At 52.8% G+C, this 15,222-nt stretch carries 15 protein-coding genes; 5 read left to right on the forward strand and 10 right to left on the reverse strand.

All coding sequences use genetic code 11. The features are described from left to right. Positions 1-42: 42 nt before the first annotated feature. Genes IQ22_RS15430 through IQ22_RS15440 form a run of 3 tightly spaced genes read right to left on the reverse strand, consistent with a single transcriptional unit; the run spans position 43 to position 3,581 of the window. Positions 43-1,179 carry a glycoside hydrolase family 1 protein gene (locus tag IQ22_RS15430; RefSeq protein ID WP_145143575.1) on the reverse strand — a complete coding sequence of 379 codons (1,137 nt, stop codon included), beginning with the start codon at positions 1,177-1,179 and terminating at the stop codon, positions 43-45. 18 nt (positions 1,180-1,197) lie between these two features. After that, a complete protein-coding gene (gene glf, locus IQ22_RS15435; protein WP_208733646.1) occupies positions 1,198-2,376 on the reverse strand; it encodes a UDP-galactopyranose mutase in 1,179 nt (392 codons plus the stop codon). 14 nt (positions 2,377-2,390) lie between these two features. After that, positions 2,391-3,581 (reverse strand): glycosyltransferase family 1 protein, encoded by a 1,191-nt coding sequence (locus IQ22_RS15440; RefSeq protein WP_145143580.1) that lies wholly within the window; start codon positions 3,579-3,581, stop codon positions 2,391-2,393. 389 nt (positions 3,582-3,970) lie between these two features. Between IQ22_RS15440 and galE the strand changes: the two genes are divergently transcribed. Further along, positions 3,971-5,098: a UDP-glucose 4-epimerase GalE gene (galE, locus tag IQ22_RS15445; RefSeq protein WP_145143582.1), complete on the forward strand. Its 1,128-nt coding sequence runs from the start codon at positions 3,971-3,973 to the stop codon at positions 5,096-5,098. Between the two features lie 58 nt (positions 5,099-5,156). Here the strand turns inward: galE and IQ22_RS15450 are convergent, their stop codons facing one another. Continuing rightward, positions 5,157-5,759 carry a glutathione S-transferase family protein gene (locus tag IQ22_RS15450; protein ID WP_145143584.1) on the reverse strand — a complete coding sequence of 201 codons (603 nt, stop codon included), beginning with the start codon at positions 5,757-5,759 and terminating at the stop codon, positions 5,157-5,159. Between the two features lie 232 nt (positions 5,760-5,991). Here IQ22_RS15450 and IQ22_RS15455 point away from each other — a divergent pair, with 232 nt between their 5' ends. The 3 genes from IQ22_RS15455 to IQ22_RS15465 all read left to right on the forward strand — a co-directional run bounded on the left by IQ22_RS15455 (position 5,992) and on the right by IQ22_RS15465 (position 8,355). Further along, complete coding sequence (locus tag IQ22_RS15455) at positions 5,992-6,450, forward strand: MarR family winged helix-turn-helix transcriptional regulator (protein WP_145143586.1); 459 nt, start codon at positions 5,992-5,994, stop codon at positions 6,448-6,450. A 98-nt stretch (positions 6,451-6,548) separates the two neighbouring features. Beyond that, positions 6,549-7,154 carry a LysE family translocator gene (locus IQ22_RS15460; RefSeq protein WP_145143687.1) on the forward strand — a complete coding sequence of 202 codons (606 nt, stop codon included), beginning with the start codon at positions 6,549-6,551 and terminating at the stop codon, positions 7,152-7,154. A gap of 10 nt (positions 7,155-7,164) precedes the next feature. Further along, positions 7,165-8,355: a benzoate/H(+) symporter BenE family transporter gene (locus IQ22_RS15465; protein WP_145143588.1), complete on the forward strand. Its 1,191-nt coding sequence runs from the start codon at positions 7,165-7,167 to the stop codon at positions 8,353-8,355. 72 nt (positions 8,356-8,427) lie between these two features. On the opposite strand, the gene rluB is transcribed toward IQ22_RS15465, so the two are convergent. From rluB to zwf, 4 genes are all read right to left on the reverse strand, one after another. Continuing rightward, positions 8,428-9,528 (reverse strand): 23S rRNA pseudouridine(2605) synthase RluB, encoded by a 1,101-nt coding sequence (gene rluB, locus IQ22_RS15470; RefSeq protein WP_145143590.1) that lies wholly within the window; start codon positions 9,526-9,528, stop codon positions 8,428-8,430. A 164-nt stretch (positions 9,529-9,692) separates the two neighbouring features. Next, a complete protein-coding gene (locus tag IQ22_RS15475; protein ID WP_145143592.1) occupies positions 9,693-10,340 on the reverse strand; it encodes a bifunctional 4-hydroxy-2-oxoglutarate aldolase/2-dehydro-3-deoxy-phosphogluconate aldolase in 648 nt (215 codons plus the stop codon). A 1-nt stretch (position 10,341) separates the two neighbouring features. Beyond that, entirely contained in the window at positions 10,342-11,055 is a 714-nt protein-coding gene (gene pgl / locus IQ22_RS15480; protein WP_145143594.1) for a 6-phosphogluconolactonase, read from the reverse strand. After that, positions 11,042-12,511: a glucose-6-phosphate dehydrogenase gene (gene zwf / locus IQ22_RS15485; RefSeq protein WP_145143596.1), complete on the reverse strand. Its 1,470-nt coding sequence runs from the start codon at positions 12,509-12,511 to the stop codon at positions 11,042-11,044. Before zwf ends, pgl begins: the two co-directional genes overlap by 14 nt. A gap of 161 nt (positions 12,512-12,672) precedes the next feature. On the opposite strand from zwf, the gene IQ22_RS15490 reads away from it, so the two are divergent. Next, on the forward strand, positions 12,673-13,548 hold the full coding sequence (locus IQ22_RS15490; protein ID WP_145143598.1) for a MurR/RpiR family transcriptional regulator: 876 nt from the start codon (positions 12,673-12,675) through the stop codon (positions 13,546-13,548). Positions 13,549-13,597: 49 nt separating this feature from the next. Here the strand turns inward: IQ22_RS15490 and IQ22_RS15495 are convergent, their stop codons facing one another. Further along, positions 13,598-13,765, reverse strand: coding sequence for a DUF1289 domain-containing protein (locus tag IQ22_RS15495; protein ID WP_145143600.1), 168 nt, complete (start codon positions 13,763-13,765; stop codon positions 13,598-13,600). 71 nt (positions 13,766-13,836) lie between these two features. Further along, positions 13,837-15,156 (reverse strand): carbohydrate porin, encoded by a 1,320-nt coding sequence (locus tag IQ22_RS15500; protein WP_145143602.1) that lies wholly within the window; start codon positions 15,154-15,156, stop codon positions 13,837-13,839. Positions 15,157-15,222: the final 66 nt, after the last annotated feature.

Raw genomic sequence — 15,222 nt, forward strand, 5'->3', positions numbered from 1 at the left:
GCGATGAAATAGAGGTAGACCGGGAATGCTCGGACTGACTACTCACAGTGATTGTCCTGCTGCCATCTCGGCAAAATTTGCCTGTTGACGTAAGAGCTCATCCGCCAAGTCTGTATGAAGAGTCCTATGGCCGTGCTCATCCGCATAGCTATATAAACCGACTTCACAGCAGCGCTCATCGTTCCATCCTGGATAATCTAAGATGGGATAAAGACACATACCTTCAATCGGAATATTGTTGAGCATGGCAGCTCGGACCTCATGGCTGACATATGTTAGCCATGGTGCCCGCGCCGCTCCTTCGGCACCGGTTTCAGCAATCAATAAGGGTCGCTGATAACGGGTATAGACTTCAGCAAGCATTCCTTGTAGCGGTCTGTATAAGGGATCACCCTGATAAATGGTCTGCCCCCCATTGAACCACTGGTTATCCGAGTAGTAATTCAACCCGACGATATCCAAATATTCAGGTTTACCTCCCAAACCCGGCCACTCCTTGCCACAGAGCATATCCCACGCCTCGAACTGGCTCTGCCGATACTCTTCTGCCGCATTTCGATCAGAGGCTCGCCCAGAGGCCGGGACAACATTGATAAGCGGATCGGCCTGGACGAAGCGCGCCTTGGGCGCAACCGAGCGAATTGCTTCTATTGCAGCGATCGAGGCACGCACTAGTTGCACCTTAAGTTCAACGCCACGCCGCTTTGCCATAGGATTGAAATGACCAGCATCACCTCCGGCCCATGCCCAATAGGAAATTTCGTTGACTGGGCAATAGAACGGTACCTCGATACCTTCATTGCGCATGAATGCTGCGACAGCACTCGTAAAGCGGGCGAAACGGTCTACAAAGGCAGGAGACCAGATATCGATATCGTCTGGCCACCCGTAATGGCAAAGATCCCAAATGATCTGAACCCCCTCCTCCCGCGCAGCCTGCACCTGCGGGAGGAGGCTTGACCAGTCATAGATACCCGGTCGGGTTTCAATCAGATGCCAGCGAACACCGTCCCGCGCAGCCTGGATCCCACTACTGCGCAAGCGAGCATAATCCGTCTTGGCGAACCGATCATGACGCGTGGCCGCAATGAGATCCAAACGGCGTCCATCGAAACGGCGATGGGTCGAGCACTCGAAACCGCCCAGAAAGAAACTGTTAAACGTTCCGGGGACATGCATAAGCTCGCTTTCCTCGCTTCAAGCCGTTGTTGTTTCAGCGGCCTCTTCGATGATGCCTTCTGCTTCAGCGATGCGTTTGTAGGCTGCCAATGCCTGACCAACGACCTGATCCATGTTGTAGTACTTGTAAGTACCAAGACGTCCCAGGAAGGTTACGTTAGGAGTGGAATTGGCTAGTTCCTGGTAACGCTTATAAAGCTCAGCGTTCTCTGGACGTGGAATAGGATAATAGGGATCGCCCTCTGCCGAGGGATATTCATAGGTAACGCTAGTCTTGAGATGCTCCTGTCCGGTCAGGTGCTTGTACTCACTGATACGGGTATACGGGACATCTTCAGAGGGATAATTAACTACGGCGACGGGCTGGAACTGAGCTGAATTAACCATCTCATGACGGAACTTGAGTGAGCGATACGGTAATTTTCCGTAGCAATAATCGAAATACTCGTCGACCGGGCCGGAGTAGATCAGATGATCAAACTGAATCTCATCGCGGATCTCACGGAAATCCGTGTTAAGCATCACCTTGATATTAGGATGATCCAGCATTTTTTCGAACATTCGCGTAAAACCATGCAACGGCATGATTTGGAAGGTATCGCTAAAATAGCGGTCATCTGTATTGGTACGGGTCGGTACGCGTGAGGTTACTGACTTATCCAGTTGCGACGGGTCTAGCCCCCACTGCTTACGGGTATAGCCTCTAAAAAACTTTTCGTACAGCTCATGCCCTACCTGATTGATAACTACGTCTTCAGAGGTCTGGATATGCTCTACCGGCTCAGCGCGGCCTGCCAAATATTCAGCGGCCTCCTCATCGTTTTGAAGATCAAGCCCGTATAGCTTGTTCAACGTCGTCCGGTTGATAGGAATTGGTACCAGTTGGTCATCAACGTTGGCCAACACACGATGCTCATAGGAACGCCATTCCGTAAATCGGGAAAGATAATCTACGATACGCTGTGAGTTGGTATGGAAGATATGCGGCCCATAGCGATGAATCAACACGCCAGCCTCATCATAATGATCATAGGCATTCCCACCGATATGCGGGCGACGATCAACAATGAGTACACGCTTGCCAAGCCCAGCAGCCAAACGCTCAGCAAGAACGCTGCCGGCAAAACCAGCCCCTACGATTAGATAATCGAACCCCTGACGCTTCGACTCATTGGATATAGCTACACCTGCTGACATGGATTCCCCCTCGTTCATCGTGCGCATTTCATCTGCTCCGTCATGCCTTGCCAGGTAGTGTCCCACGACATTTCTCCCAGAATCGCATCGGCTGCCTTGAGCAAACCCTCCCGATCCTGAGCATCAACTAACGACGCCTCTACTGCACTAATAAAAGCCTCGGCACTATCAGCGATTCGAACAACGCCCGATTGCCCGTACGTTCTAACAACATCGGTAATTGGCGTAGATACAACAGGTTTTCCACCAGCCAAGTACTCCGGCGTTTTGGTAGGACTGATAAAACGAGTCGACTCATTTAATGCGAATGGCATGATCGCTACATCCCAGCCTGCCAAGTAATGAGGCAGCTCGTCATAAACCTTGCCGCCCAGCAAATGAATGTTGTCGCGTTTGGGAAGACTTTCAGGAGCGATCTTAACCACAGGCCCGATCAAGACGATGTGCCAGTCAGGTCGCTGTTGAGCGATGGTATCGAGCAAATCGATGTCCAGACGCTCGTCGATTACACCGTAAAAACCCAAGCGAGGATGCGGGATTGCTGCCTGGTCAGCGGGATCGGCCTGCTCTTCGCGCGCTTGGGCGAAGTGAGCGATATCAACACTGCTGGGAAAAGGATGCGCATTTTTATGCCGCTCGCGTTTCGCTTCATAGAGGCTATAGCCCCCTGTAAAAACGACATTGGCCTTTTCCAGCAATTGCCGCTCACGCTCGAGCATGGCGGGCGGTGCGCCTCGAAAGGCGGACAGCTCATCCATACAGTCATAAACGGTTATAGAAGCTTTTATATGCTGACTGAACGGCAGACTCATAGGCGTGTAATACCAGAGTACCGCTTCTTGAATATCAGCTTCTTCCAGGCGTCGATCTAGTAAACGCTTGAGTACCGCCTCGGCAGCCTCGCCCTCAAGTCCGACAGGAAAACGGGGCACAAGCCGGGTAATGCCTAAATCAGCATCGATTTCTTCAAGCCAGGGATTAGGATCGTCAGTAGGTAACGGCTCTTCGAAAAAAAGAACATTGTAATCCCGGGCGAAACGGGACATCAGGTGCTGGGGCCGTTGGTAAACGAAGTTCCACCGTAGATGGGACAGGCAAAGCAGTGTAGGAAAATGCTCCCTAGCCGCTGCGTCGAACCCTGTAGATGACAGGTGAGCCTGTCGTGATTTGCCAATCTCGTATTGAAAGGGTCCAGCCCAGCTCATCAATCTCTCCTCGACTTGTACGCATGCAAGTAAAGGAACCCGTACGGCCTATTCGAGTTCATTGCTTGATTCCTGTCCGAATGAGCTACAGCGCCCCAAGGCACAATGGGAGCCACCGGCCATTGGCGGGAGCCACCGGCCATTGGCGGTTCGACTAGCAGTCAGCCGAGTGGGTTCCCCTCCTTTCGTCGATACAGCCCTTTCTCTATTTGAATCAATCCTCGAGGAACTAGTGGCCATCTCCCAAGGTCTGGCCATATACGTGCAAATTTTTCGCACATACTCACTTCCTCATTGTATTGCCGCTTCGTAAACCGCAGCCGATCTTTCCGAACGACCAGGCTGTGTCGGCGTGGTTTGTTTGAAGACTTGACCAGTGGAGCGTGACGATGATTCTAGTGACGGGGGGCGCAGGCTATATCGGGTCTCATGCAGTACTCGAGCTCTTGCTGGCAGGACATGATGTCCTTGTACTGGATAACCTATGTAATAGCTCGCGTATAGCGCTACAGCGTGTAGAGCAACTGGCAGGACGTACCTTGCATTTTGTCAAAGGCGATATTCGCCGCCGGGCTCAACTTGATGCTTTGTTTGCACAATATCCGATCGAAGCGGTACTGCACTTTGCTGGACTTAAAGCTGTAGGCGAAAGCGTACGCCATCCACTGAACTACTATGACAACAATGTAGGTGGCAGCCTGACCCTTTGCCAAGCCATGGCGGATGCTGGCGTGTTCCGCCTGGTGTTCAGCTCATCGGCAACAGTCTACGGTACGCCCGCAACCGTGCCCATCAACGAACAGGCAGCAACAGGCCTACCGACCAATCCGTACGGCCAGTCCAAACTGATGGTGGAAAATCTCCTGCGTGATTTGGCGAATGCCGATCCGCGCTGGTCGATAGCGTTATTGCGCTATTTCAACCCTATTGGTGCACATGAGTCAGGCCTCATTGGTGAGGATCCTTGCGGTATCCCAAATAACCTGTTGCCTTACATTACTCAAGTGGCCATTGGCCGGCTGGAACAGTTGAATGTATATGGCGCGGATTATCCAACACCAGACGGCACCGGAATTCGCGATTACATCCACGTAGTCGATCTAGCCAAAGGCCATTTGCTAGCGTTGGAAAAACTGCGTCAGGTGAAAGGCGCTCACATCTGGAACCTAGGAACGGGACAGGGGCACTCAGTACTGGAGCTGATAAGGGTTTTTGAGGAGATCACTCAAACACGTCTCCCCTATCGTTTGGCACCTCGACGGGAGGGTGATATTGCTGCGTGCTGGGCAGACCCAACCAAAGCCGAGCGTGAACTAGGCTGGAAAGCCGAACGAGGCCTAACTGCCATGATCGCTGATGCTTGGCGTTGGCAAGTACAAAACCCGAGTGGATATCGCGTAACGGATCGAGTTAAAGAATCTATCAAACGAATCCCGGCTTCCCCTATCAGTGGCAACATACAGCGGGAAGCGGTAATGACACGTACAGGCACTTCTTCAGCCAACGCCTTGCTCTAAAACCTAAAGCGCCACAACTGTTTTTGATTCAAGTTGTGGCGCTTTAGGTTTAGTGTTGTCAGTCATGCATCCCTACATGACGTGGATGACAAGCAATACGGGCCATCCATGCCGTGATGGCTGGATAGCCAACAAGGTCGAACCCGCCCTCATCTGCTACATGGGTATAGGCATACAGTGCAATATCAGCAATTGAATAATTATCGCCGACCAGATAAGGCGTACGCGATAGTTGCTGTTCCATTACGTTGAGCGCCCTATAACCCTCACACAACATTTTCTTATGCTCGGCTCGGCGCTCTTCCGGCATGTTCAAATACAATTGAATAAAGCGCGCTACAGCCACATAAGGCTCGTGACTATATTGCTCGAAAAATTGCCATTGCAGCACTTGGGTACGTAAGCGAGGCTCCTTGGGCAAAAAGACACTGTCTTCGGCTAGATAGTTGAGAATGGCATTTGATTCCCATAAACAGGTGCCATCCGGCAATTCGAGTACCGGGATTTTGCCGTTAGGGTTCTTGGCCAAAAACGCTGCAGAACGCGTCTCGCCTTTCAAGATGTCGACGTGCTGCCACTCATAGGCAAAACCACGCAAGGCCATTATGAGCTTGACCTTATAGCAATTTCCAGAGCGTTGATCTCCATAGATCCGGTACATAACAACCTCCTTGCGCGGCCAGATTTTCTTGATGAACAGCCTGTGTCTAGAAAGACTCCGCTATCGTCCTACCTTGCGCCAGATCCGGCGTGAAAACCGATTCATGCTAGGTGCGACCGCTCCAGCTCGAGCTAAAGATTTGGAAAAGCCTTGGACGTACCTGTAGTCGACAGCGCTCTGATAAGACAAACTATTTGACCGAAACTACGACGAATGGAATAGAAACGTCAATATGTTTGACCTTAAAAACACAACAACCCAGCGTCAGGCCATGCAAGCCTTCTTCTTTGGTTACCAGGCTTTTACGGCCAAAGCGGATGAAATGCTGTCACGACGAGGGTTGAGCCGAGTTCATCAGCGCATCCTGTTCTTTATCGCTGGCTCACCCGGTCTATGCCACAAGGACCTGCTGCAACGCCTGGGTGTTACCAAGCAAGCGCTTAATATGCCGCTACGCCAGCTGGTAGAAATGGACATGGTCATAATCGGGTCCGCTATCGAAGACAAGCGCAAGCGCAGCCTGAATCTGACACGGACCGGCGCAGAGTATGAGCAGCTGTTGCGTCGTGAGCAGGTAAAGCTGCTCGAGCGGGCCTTCAGCGAAGCAGGCGAAGTAGCAGTTAATGGGTGGTTCGCCATCAACAGAGCCTTGGCTGGCAAGTCAGAGCCCTTATCGGAACCATCTTCTTGAAGCATGGACTGCAGCCACTGTATGGCTACTTCTGAAAATGGGTGTATCGGTACGCTGAGTTCCTAGGTGTTTATGCTAAATGGAAAAGGAATATGCCCATGACGCCTGAACTACTCGCGGCCTTTATAATGTTTGCCTTCGTGTCCTCCGTCACGCCAGGCCCGAACAACATGATGTTGCTCGCGTCCGGCGTCAACTACGGGTTTCGCCGCACCCTTCCGCATATGCTCGGCATCAGCCTAGGGCATATGCTCATGGTTATCCTCATGGGACTGGGATTGGGACAACTTTTCACTCTGTATCCTGTCCTGCACACCGGCCTAAAACTACTTGCCGCTCTTTACCTGTCCTATTTGGCTTGGAAAATCGCTACAGCAGTACCTCCAACACCCACCGAACCAGCCTGCAGCAAGCCCTTCGGCTTCTTTCAAGCCGCTGCCTTCCAGTGGGTAAACCCAAAGGCCTGGGTCATGGCGATTGGGGCTATCACCACTTACCTGCCCACCCAGGATTTCTACAGCAACTTGATATTAATCGCCCTGCTGTTTGCCTTGATCAACATTCCCAGCGTAAGTGCTTGGACTCTGTTCGGCATGGCCTTGCGCAGCCTACTCGGCACACCTACCCGTCTTCGTATCTTCAACTGGACAATGGCTGCCTTGTTAATGTGCTCGCTCTACCCCCTAGTGCTATCCACTCACTGAAGACTGCTCCATGTCTGCAATCAATGTCTTACGCCCGTTATCTGACTCCTCTCCTTCTTCCATCGTGGCGGGATTCGTCGCCATGCTGGTCGGTTACACCAGCTCGCTCGTCTTGATGTTTCAGGCGGGCCAGAATGCTGGCCTGTCTGACGGGCAGATCTCATCTTGGATCTGGGCGTTATCCATTGGTATGGCCGTCACTACGATGAGCCTATCCTGGCATTTCCGTGCGCCCATAGTGATTGCCTGGTCTACTCCCGGCGCTGCTCTTCTTATGACCAGCCTACCCCAAGTGCCTTATGGCGAGGCAATTGGTGCATTCATACTCTGTGCGCTTCTATTGGCTCTATGTGGTCTTACAGGCAGCTTTGACAAGCTTATGCGCAAGGTACCTGCCTCGCTGGCAGCAGCCTTGCTGGCAGGAATTCTGTTCCGCATCGGCGTGGAAATCTGTTCAGCCGCAGAGAAACAGCCATTACTCGTCCTTGTCATGTTCTTCACGTATCTGTTCGTAAAGCGCCAATCCCCTCGCTATGCTGTTCTGGCTGCATTAGGAACTGGAATAGCCTTGGCGGCCATCCTAGGCCTGCTTCACTTCGAGCAACTCCATCTCGAAATGGCTATTCCCGTCTGGACACCTCCGGCATTTTCTTTATCTGCAGCTATCAGCATCGGTATCCCTTTGTTCATTGTCGCCATGGCATCCCAGAACATGCCGGGCATAGCAGTCCTACGTACTGATGGTTATCACACACCGGCCTCACCGCTCATTTCCGTTACAGGACTGGCCTCAGTAATACTTGCCCCATTCGGATCCCACGGTATTAACCTTGCGGCTATCAGCGCAGCGATTTGTACTGGCCCTGACGCCCATGAGGATCCACAAAAGCGTTACACGGCGGCCTTGTGGTGCGGTCTGTTTTACGGGATTGCAGGAACATTTGGCGCAACGTTGGCGGCCTTGTTTGCGGCGCTGCCTAAAGAGTTAATTCTATCGATTGCAGCCCTGGCCCTATTAGGCTCGATCATGAATGGCCTGAGTAGCGCTATGAATGATCCTAAGGAGCGTGAGGCAGCCCTGATAACCTTTTTAGTTACCGCCTCGGGCATGACGTTACTAGGTATCGGCTCAGCTTTCTGGGGGTTGATTGCCGGCCTTCTGACTCAGATCATTCTGAACCGGAGATTCAAAGCGCGATAAAGGCCCTTTCGGCCCTAAAACAAACAAGGCCCGACGAAGCGAGCCTTGTACCTACTAGCAGGTTTATGAAACCTATCGCTTACCACGCCCGCTACCCGAGCCGGGACGCTGCCCGTCACGGGACGGCGCGTTACGTCGTGAAGCAGGAGCAGTACGCTCACGAGACTGCTCGCCTTCGGAGGGCTGGCGCTCTGGGCGAGAGTGGCTCGGACGCTTGCGACCGCTTTCTGCTGGACGCTCGGCCAATGGCGTGCCGCTGCTGCGTTCGCCGCGCCGACCTTCAGCGTGTGGCTTGCCGTGACGCCTATCGGTACGGCTTCCACGCCCCGCCTCTACAGGCTTGTTGGACTTACGCTGTAAGCGTTCCAGCTTTTCACGTGCTTTAGCCGTTACTGGTGGCAATTCGATCGGGGCAAGCCCTACCTCTGCACTAAGAACATTGATCTCATATTGGGTCATTTCTCGCCAGCGCCCCATAGACAGCTCAGCCGTTAGGAATACCGGCCCGAAGCGGACACGCTTGAGGCGACTCACCAAAACGCCCTGTGATTCCCACAGGCGCCGAACCTCACGATTCCGACCTTCCATCACTACGCAATGGAACCAGTGGTTAAAGCCATCACCATTAGGAGCTTGTTGTATATCAGTAAAGCGGGCAGGCCCGTCTTCCAGCATGACACCGGTCTTAAGACGCTCGATCATGGCCTCATCGACTTCACCGCGTACCCGGACGGCATACTCACGATCCATTTGATACGATGGATGCATCAAACGGTTCGCCAACTCGCCATCTGTGGTGAACAGCAACAAACCTGTCGTGTTAATGTCGAGACGTCCAATATTGATCCAGCGCCCACCACGCAGGCGCGGCAGGCGATCAAACACTGTAGGCCGTCCTTCAGGGTCATCCCGGGTGCAAACTTCACCTTCAGGCTTGTTGTAGATCAATACGCGACGAACAGTCTCGGCAGTATCTTCTCGGCGCAACAGGCGTCCGTCTACGGCAATAGCATCCTGAGGCGTCACGCGTTGACCCAGGGTAGCTGTCACGCCATTGACTTGAATACGGCCTTCGCTGATCCAGGCTTCAACGTCGCGGCGCGAACCGACACCAACGCGAGACAGGACTTTCTGAAGTTTTTCCCCGATAGGGGTATGAGGGTTGTCGTTCATCTGGCACCTCCCGGTGTAAGCGGCAACACTAAAGAGCGCGCATAATAGCGCTATGACTATCAAGAGCCTAGCGGCTTAATGACGCGACGCCATCGAAGTCTTGAAAAGCGGACCGATGGCGTCGTGAGAAGAGCTGTATCTACCGAGGCAGCAGCTCGAATGGCTTAATCGAGTGCAGCCAGCGCTTCACGGCATAGCTGTTCAATTCGCGTCCAGTCACGCGCCTTGATAACATCGGACGGCAACATCCAACTACCGCCTACACACATGACATTACTCTGCTGAAAGTACGCTTTAATATTGCCCGGATTGACCCCGCCAGTAGGGCAGAAACGCAATTCACCAAACGGGCCAGCAAAAGCTTTCAGCGCATCGACGCCACCATACACATTAGCCGGGAATAACTTGAAACGGCGATAGCCCAAGGCATAAGCACGCATGATATCCGACGGGGTAGCAATACCAGGCAACAACGGTATGTCACTATCTACCCCAGCCTGAAGCAGTTCATCGGTGCAGCCAGGCGTTACGATAAACTGAGCACCAGCATCGACCGCCGCTGCAAACATGTCGGTATCCAGCACTGTGCCGACCCCAACGGTCAGCTCAGGGCGCTCCTTGCGCAATACACGCACCGCCTCTAGCCCATGAGCCGAACGCAAGGTGATTTCTAGTACCTTAAGGCCCCCGGCAGCCATAGCGTCGGCAAAAGGCAGCACATCGTCGGGACTGTTAATCACGATGACGGGCAGGATACGGGCTTTCTGGCTCAACGCGTCGATGGCAGCGATCTTGTTTTGCATGTCAGTCATCTCAGGAACACCAATAAATCTTTAGCGGCTTGCGCAAGAAGGCACGAATGGGCGTTGCCAGCTCGTCACCTACCGTCGCAGCGGTCTGCAGTGCCGCCAGCTTACTTTCGCCCTGGATAGCCAGAAATTGATAGTGTGCACCTGACAGCAACGCCCGCGTCATAGTTAGACGCTGGCGTGGAACCGAGGGCGCCCACATGGGTAGGCACAATTGTTCGCTAGCGGGATCCAGTGCATCTTCAAGTCCTGGGCTTCCTGGGAACAAAGAGGCTGTGTGCGCATCGTCACCCATTCCCAGCACCAAGACGTCTATAGGCTTGGGCAGATTCTGCTGTAGCACCTCATTGGCTTGGCGAGCAGCAGCCTCAACGCTTTCACTCGATGTATATAAATCGACCAGCGTGGCGGCTTTCGCAGCGTTACAGAGCAGGTGCTTGCGAATGAGTCCACCATTGCTATCCGGATGCTCCAAAGGCACCCACCGTTCGTCCGCCAAGCTAATGGTTACTTTCGACCAATCCAGCTCTTGTACAGATAACCGCTCAAAAAACGGTATCGGGCTTCGACCGCCGGACACCACTAGCGTCGCCTCGCCCTTCTGTTCAATGGCGTGACATAGCGCCTCAACCACCGCTGCCGTCAAGGCTTCAGCATGGGCTTCACGATTATCTACACAGATGAATTCAACACCTTGCGGCAAATTAGATATCGCCATACCAAGACCTCCCGTCACGTGCGATCAACGCAATAGATGTCAGCGGGCCCCATGTGCCGGCTGCATAAGATTTAGGCGTATCGCCCATTTTCGACCACCCCTCGAGCAGCTGGTCGCACCAGCGCCAAGCCGCTTCGATCTCATCCTTGCGAACGAACAGAGATTGATTACCCTGCATCACTTCCAAGAGCAAACGCTCGTACGCATCAGGCACACGTGCCGATTTAAACGCTTCGGAGAAATTGAGCTGTAGCGGACCGCTGCGCAACTGCATTCCCTTGCTCAAGCCCTGATCTTTGGTCATGACCTGTAGAGAAATCCCTTCGTCCGGCTGAATCCGAATAATGAGCCGGTTGTTGATCAGGCTCCGCTGTTCAGGCGCGAAAATGTAGTGTGGCGGTTCTTTGAAGTGAATGACGATTTGCGATAGCTTTTGCGGCATCCGCTTGCCAGTACGCAGATAGAAAGGCACGCCTGACCAGCGCCAGTTACGAATATCGGCCCGAATAGCTACAAAGGTTTCGGTACGACTTGTTTCGTTGGAGTTTTCTTCTTCCAGATAGCCCGGGACCGGCTTGCCATCGCTATAACCACTGGTGTATTGCCCAAGCACTACGCGACTGGCCAGCTGATCGGCCGTGATTGGCTCAAGCGCCTTAAGCACTTTAACTTTTTCATCACGAATACTATCGGCTGACAAGTCGGCGGGCGGGTCCATCGCAGTTAGGCAGAGAAGTTGTAACAGGTGGTTCTGCACCATATCACGTAGCTGGCCAGCCTGATCGAAATAGCCCCAGCGACCTTCGATACCTACCTTTTCAGCCACGGTGATTTCAACGTGGGAAATGTAGTTCTGATTCCACTGCGTCTCGAACAGGCTATTGGCGAAGCGTAAGGCAATCAGGTTCTGAACCGTTTCCTTGCCCAGGTAATGGTCGATGCGATAGACCTGGCTTTCCGGGAAGAAACGGGCCACCGAATCGTTTACAACGCGGGACGACTCGAGATCATGACCAATAGGCTTTTCCATCACGACACGAGTACGGTCGCTTAACCCTACGGAGTGGAGGTTTTCACAAATTGCACTGTACACTGATGCAGGCGTAGCGAAATAAGCGATCAAGGTCTCGGCATCGCTAACATCTTCAGCCAAACCTTGATAGTCCTCTTCGCGACGGAAATCCATGGCACGATAACTGAGGCGAGCGGAAAACCGCTCCCATACGGCCTGATCCCAATCAGCGCTCGGTACATAATGCCGCAAGCGCTCTTCGATATGCGCAAGCTGCTTGGCATCCTCTCCCTGTTGCCGGGCCAATGCGATGATCCGGGTATCGTCGTGAAGGAGCCCTTCTCGGTCGAGCTGATACAGTGCCGGATACAACTTGCGCAGGGCAAGATCACCCAACGCGCCGAACAGGGCCAAAGTGCAAGGTAGTACGCGAACTGCTGGCATATATTCGTTCTTTTACGAAAAGTTGATGAATGAAAGCTCAAGTTTAAGTGAGCTTTGCCCGATTACGTAGTAGAAAAAGCAAAAATTTAATAAAACCTTTAGTACTGTCTTATTTCTCTATAGCTGTACGATAAAGGGAAGACAACTTTCAGGAGCATTTGATGGATCGTGCCAGCACATTGCTGCAATTGATTCAGGCCCGCCTGCCAGAACTCAACCGTGCAGAGCGCAAGGTAGCCGAGGTCATTCTAAATAATCCTCGGCAGGCTACTCGCCTTACCATTGCCGCGCTGGCTCAAGCTGCCAAGGTCAGTGAGCCTACCGTTAATCGATTCTGCCGCTCCCTGGGCATCGGCGGCTACCCGGAGATGAAGATCCAGCTGGCGCAAAGCATTGCCAGCGGAGCGGTCTATGTCAGCCAGGCGGTTGAAGCAGACGATGAGCCCGAGGCCTACTCCGAAAAGATATTTAGCAGCACGATCGCCTCTCTCGACAATGCGCGTCAGCGACTAGATGTGCAAGTACTCAACCGCGCCGTAAATCTGCTAATCCAGGCTCGGCAAATTCATTTCTTTGGTTTGGGTGCCTCGGCTCCCGTAGCACTGGACGCTCAACACAAATTTTTCCGCTTCGGCCTGGCCGTGTCGGCCCATTCCGATATTCTCATGCAGCGTATGCTGGCTTCGGTAGCACAGACCGGTGAGATCTTTGTGATTATTTCCTATACCGGCCGTACGCGAGAGTTGGTAGACGTGGCAAAGCTGGCACGCGACAACGGTGCGTCAGTAATTGGCATGACAGCAGCCAACTCGCCGCTTGCCAAGGTATCGACATTGAGCCTGGACATTCCCGTTCCGGAAGATACAGACATCTACATGCCGATGTCGTCGCGAATCGTACAGCTTACTGTACTGGATATTTTGGCTACCGGAGTCACGCTGCGGCGCGGTGTTGATTTTCAGCCTCACCTACGCAAGGTTAAAGAAAGCCTAGTCGCGACCCGTTATCCGATGGAGGAAGAGCAGGAAGAGTTGTAATGATGGGTTTCCAGGGCCAAATGATTCTTGGCCTTGGGTTTTCCTGAAATTACTTGAGCTTTTTGAGTCGTTTCTTTGCCTTATCGACAACAGCCTTTCGCTCTTTGTCTTTCATGGCTTTCCAGCCCTTGATTTCTTCGCGGCTACGGCCGCATCCCTGACAAACTTCATCTTTAAGTTTGCACTGACTGACACAGGGGCTTTCAACCTTACCCACGTACGCACCTCATGATCTGAACGCAGCGGACAGTATATCCTCCACCCGCCACGTCCAGCACCGCTACCGGATCAGAAAACTGCTTGGACCTTTAAGCCGCCCACGATAGCGTTATCCACTTCTTTTACGCCGCCCGGATGACGCATGTACTGAATATTTGGACGTACGGTTAGCCAGTTAGTGACGTGTACGCCATAGTAAAGCTCGGCATCATATTCACTGTACTGCAGCGGAACATAGGCCGGATCATCATAATCCGTCGCGCCACTGGCCTCGTTGGCAGCACGCTGGGCGTCACGTGCATCCTCGTTGGTATGTATACGAGCAACGCCAAAACCAATGTCGTCCTTTGGACGTGCATCAAATGGCCCCTTATATACAACGCCCGCCTGGATGTAATTATCGACCTTATTGGTGTCCTTATCGTGTAGCGTGAAGTTAGCGAATACGCTTAGACCACGAGACGCGTCGCCATTACGAGTGGTCAATTGCTGCTTGGCCACGATCCAGTAACCGTGCTTACTGGAATGACTATCCTCGCCATTCACATCGTCAGCATCGGCTGTACTGTAGTAATAACCAAAGCGGTACTCGCCAGGCAGACTGTTGAACGTGGGTAACCAGACCAGCTCGACTGGCAAAATAGCGCCTTGTGATCCATGAGTATTCAGCTTGAAGCCATTTCCGGTTTCAAGCAGAGACGGATTTTGTTCGTAGGCACCAATTTGAGCGAACAACTCGGGGGTCAGGTTGTATTTGACACGCATTGCCCACTGACTGACCGGCCAGTTGTACCACTGATCGCCTACCCAGTTACCCACTTGGGAGCCGCAGAAGGCCAGGTTCTGGAAATCGCAATCAAACGAGTTGAAATCTTCACCTTCACCAAAACGACCAGCCTTGATGTCCAGTCGGCCGTCGAAAAAGCCTTTGCTCAACCATAACTGAGTCAACCGCCAGGTTTGGCCGCGCCCCCAAACTTCCTGTACCGAGGAGTATGTGCCTGAACGAGGGTCGCCGATGTTGTCGTTCGTAAGATTACGGCCGTCGCGTGAAGTGATGGCGACCTTGAATACCGAGTTCTCCCAGCCCAGGGTTTTGTTCATGTCAACCGCCAGGCCAAACATATACTGCGACGACCAGCGTGCCGTATGGTCTTTATCGTAGCCACCCCGAATATTGGTAGCGCCTTCCCCTACATACTCGAGCTTGATGTCATAACCTTTCTCAAGCAATTCGGTTCGCAATCCACCCCAATCACCCGTCATGGTATTGGATTCCGGATCAAAAGCATCAGCTGCATGCGCAGCGCTTATTCCACTTAGCGCCGTCAATGACAGGAACGGCAACAGCGCCAGGTGACGTGCTAGTTTGCCTTTGTGCTTATACATTTCCTCGTCCTTTATAGTTTTGATGGTTAACCCAGTCACACCCGGCGCCAATTAGTCATCAGCCAG

Source organism: Pseudomonas duriflava (assembly GCF_007830155.1).
Lineage (GTDB): Bacteria > Pseudomonadota > Gammaproteobacteria > Pseudomonadales > Pseudomonadaceae > Chryseomonas > Chryseomonas duriflava.

Excerpts from the sequence above, each read along its gene's own strand:
- glf (WP_208733646.1), bottom strand. The coding sequence starts at position 2,376 with ATGTCAGCAGGTGTAGCTATATCCAATGAGTCGAAGCGTCAGGGGTTC.
- IQ22_RS15450 (WP_145143584.1), bottom strand. The coding sequence starts at position 5,759 with ATGTACCGGATCTATGGAGATCAACGCTCTGGAAATTGCTATAAGGTC.
- zwf (WP_145143596.1), bottom strand. The coding sequence starts at position 12,511 with ATGCCAGCAGTTCGCGTACTACCTTGCACTTTGGCCCTGTTCGGCGCG.
- IQ22_RS15440 (WP_145143580.1), bottom strand. The coding sequence starts at position 3,581 with ATGAGCTGGGCTGGACCCTTTCAATACGAGATTGGCAAATCACGACAG.
- IQ22_RS15490 (WP_145143598.1), top strand. The coding sequence starts at position 12,673 with ATGGATCGTGCCAGCACATTGCTGCAATTGATTCAGGCCCGCCTGCCA.
- IQ22_RS15460 (WP_145143687.1), top strand. The coding sequence starts at position 6,549 with ATGACGCCTGAACTACTCGCGGCCTTTATAATGTTTGCCTTCGTGTCC.
- pgl (WP_145143594.1), bottom strand. The coding sequence starts at position 11,055 with ATGGCGATATCTAATTTGCCGCAAGGTGTTGAATTCATCTGTGTAGAT.
- IQ22_RS15500 (WP_145143602.1), bottom strand. The coding sequence starts at position 15,156 with ATGTATAAGCACAAAGGCAAACTAGCACGTCACCTGGCGCTGTTGCCG.
- IQ22_RS15465 (WP_145143588.1), top strand. The coding sequence starts at position 7,165 with ATGTCTGCAATCAATGTCTTACGCCCGTTATCTGACTCCTCTCCTTCT.
- galE (WP_145143582.1), top strand. The coding sequence starts at position 3,971 with ATGATTCTAGTGACGGGGGGCGCAGGCTATATCGGGTCTCATGCAGTA.
- IQ22_RS15475 (WP_145143592.1), bottom strand. The coding sequence starts at position 10,340 with ATGACTGACATGCAAAACAAGATCGCTGCCATCGACGCGTTGAGCCAG.
- rluB (WP_145143590.1), bottom strand. The coding sequence starts at position 9,528 with ATGAACGACAACCCTCATACCCCTATCGGGGAAAAACTTCAGAAAGTC.
- IQ22_RS15455 (WP_145143586.1), top strand. The coding sequence starts at position 5,992 with ATGTTTGACCTTAAAAACACAACAACCCAGCGTCAGGCCATGCAAGCC.
- IQ22_RS15430 (WP_145143575.1), bottom strand. The coding sequence starts at position 1,179 with ATGCATGTCCCCGGAACGTTTAACAGTTTCTTTCTGGGCGGTTTCGAG.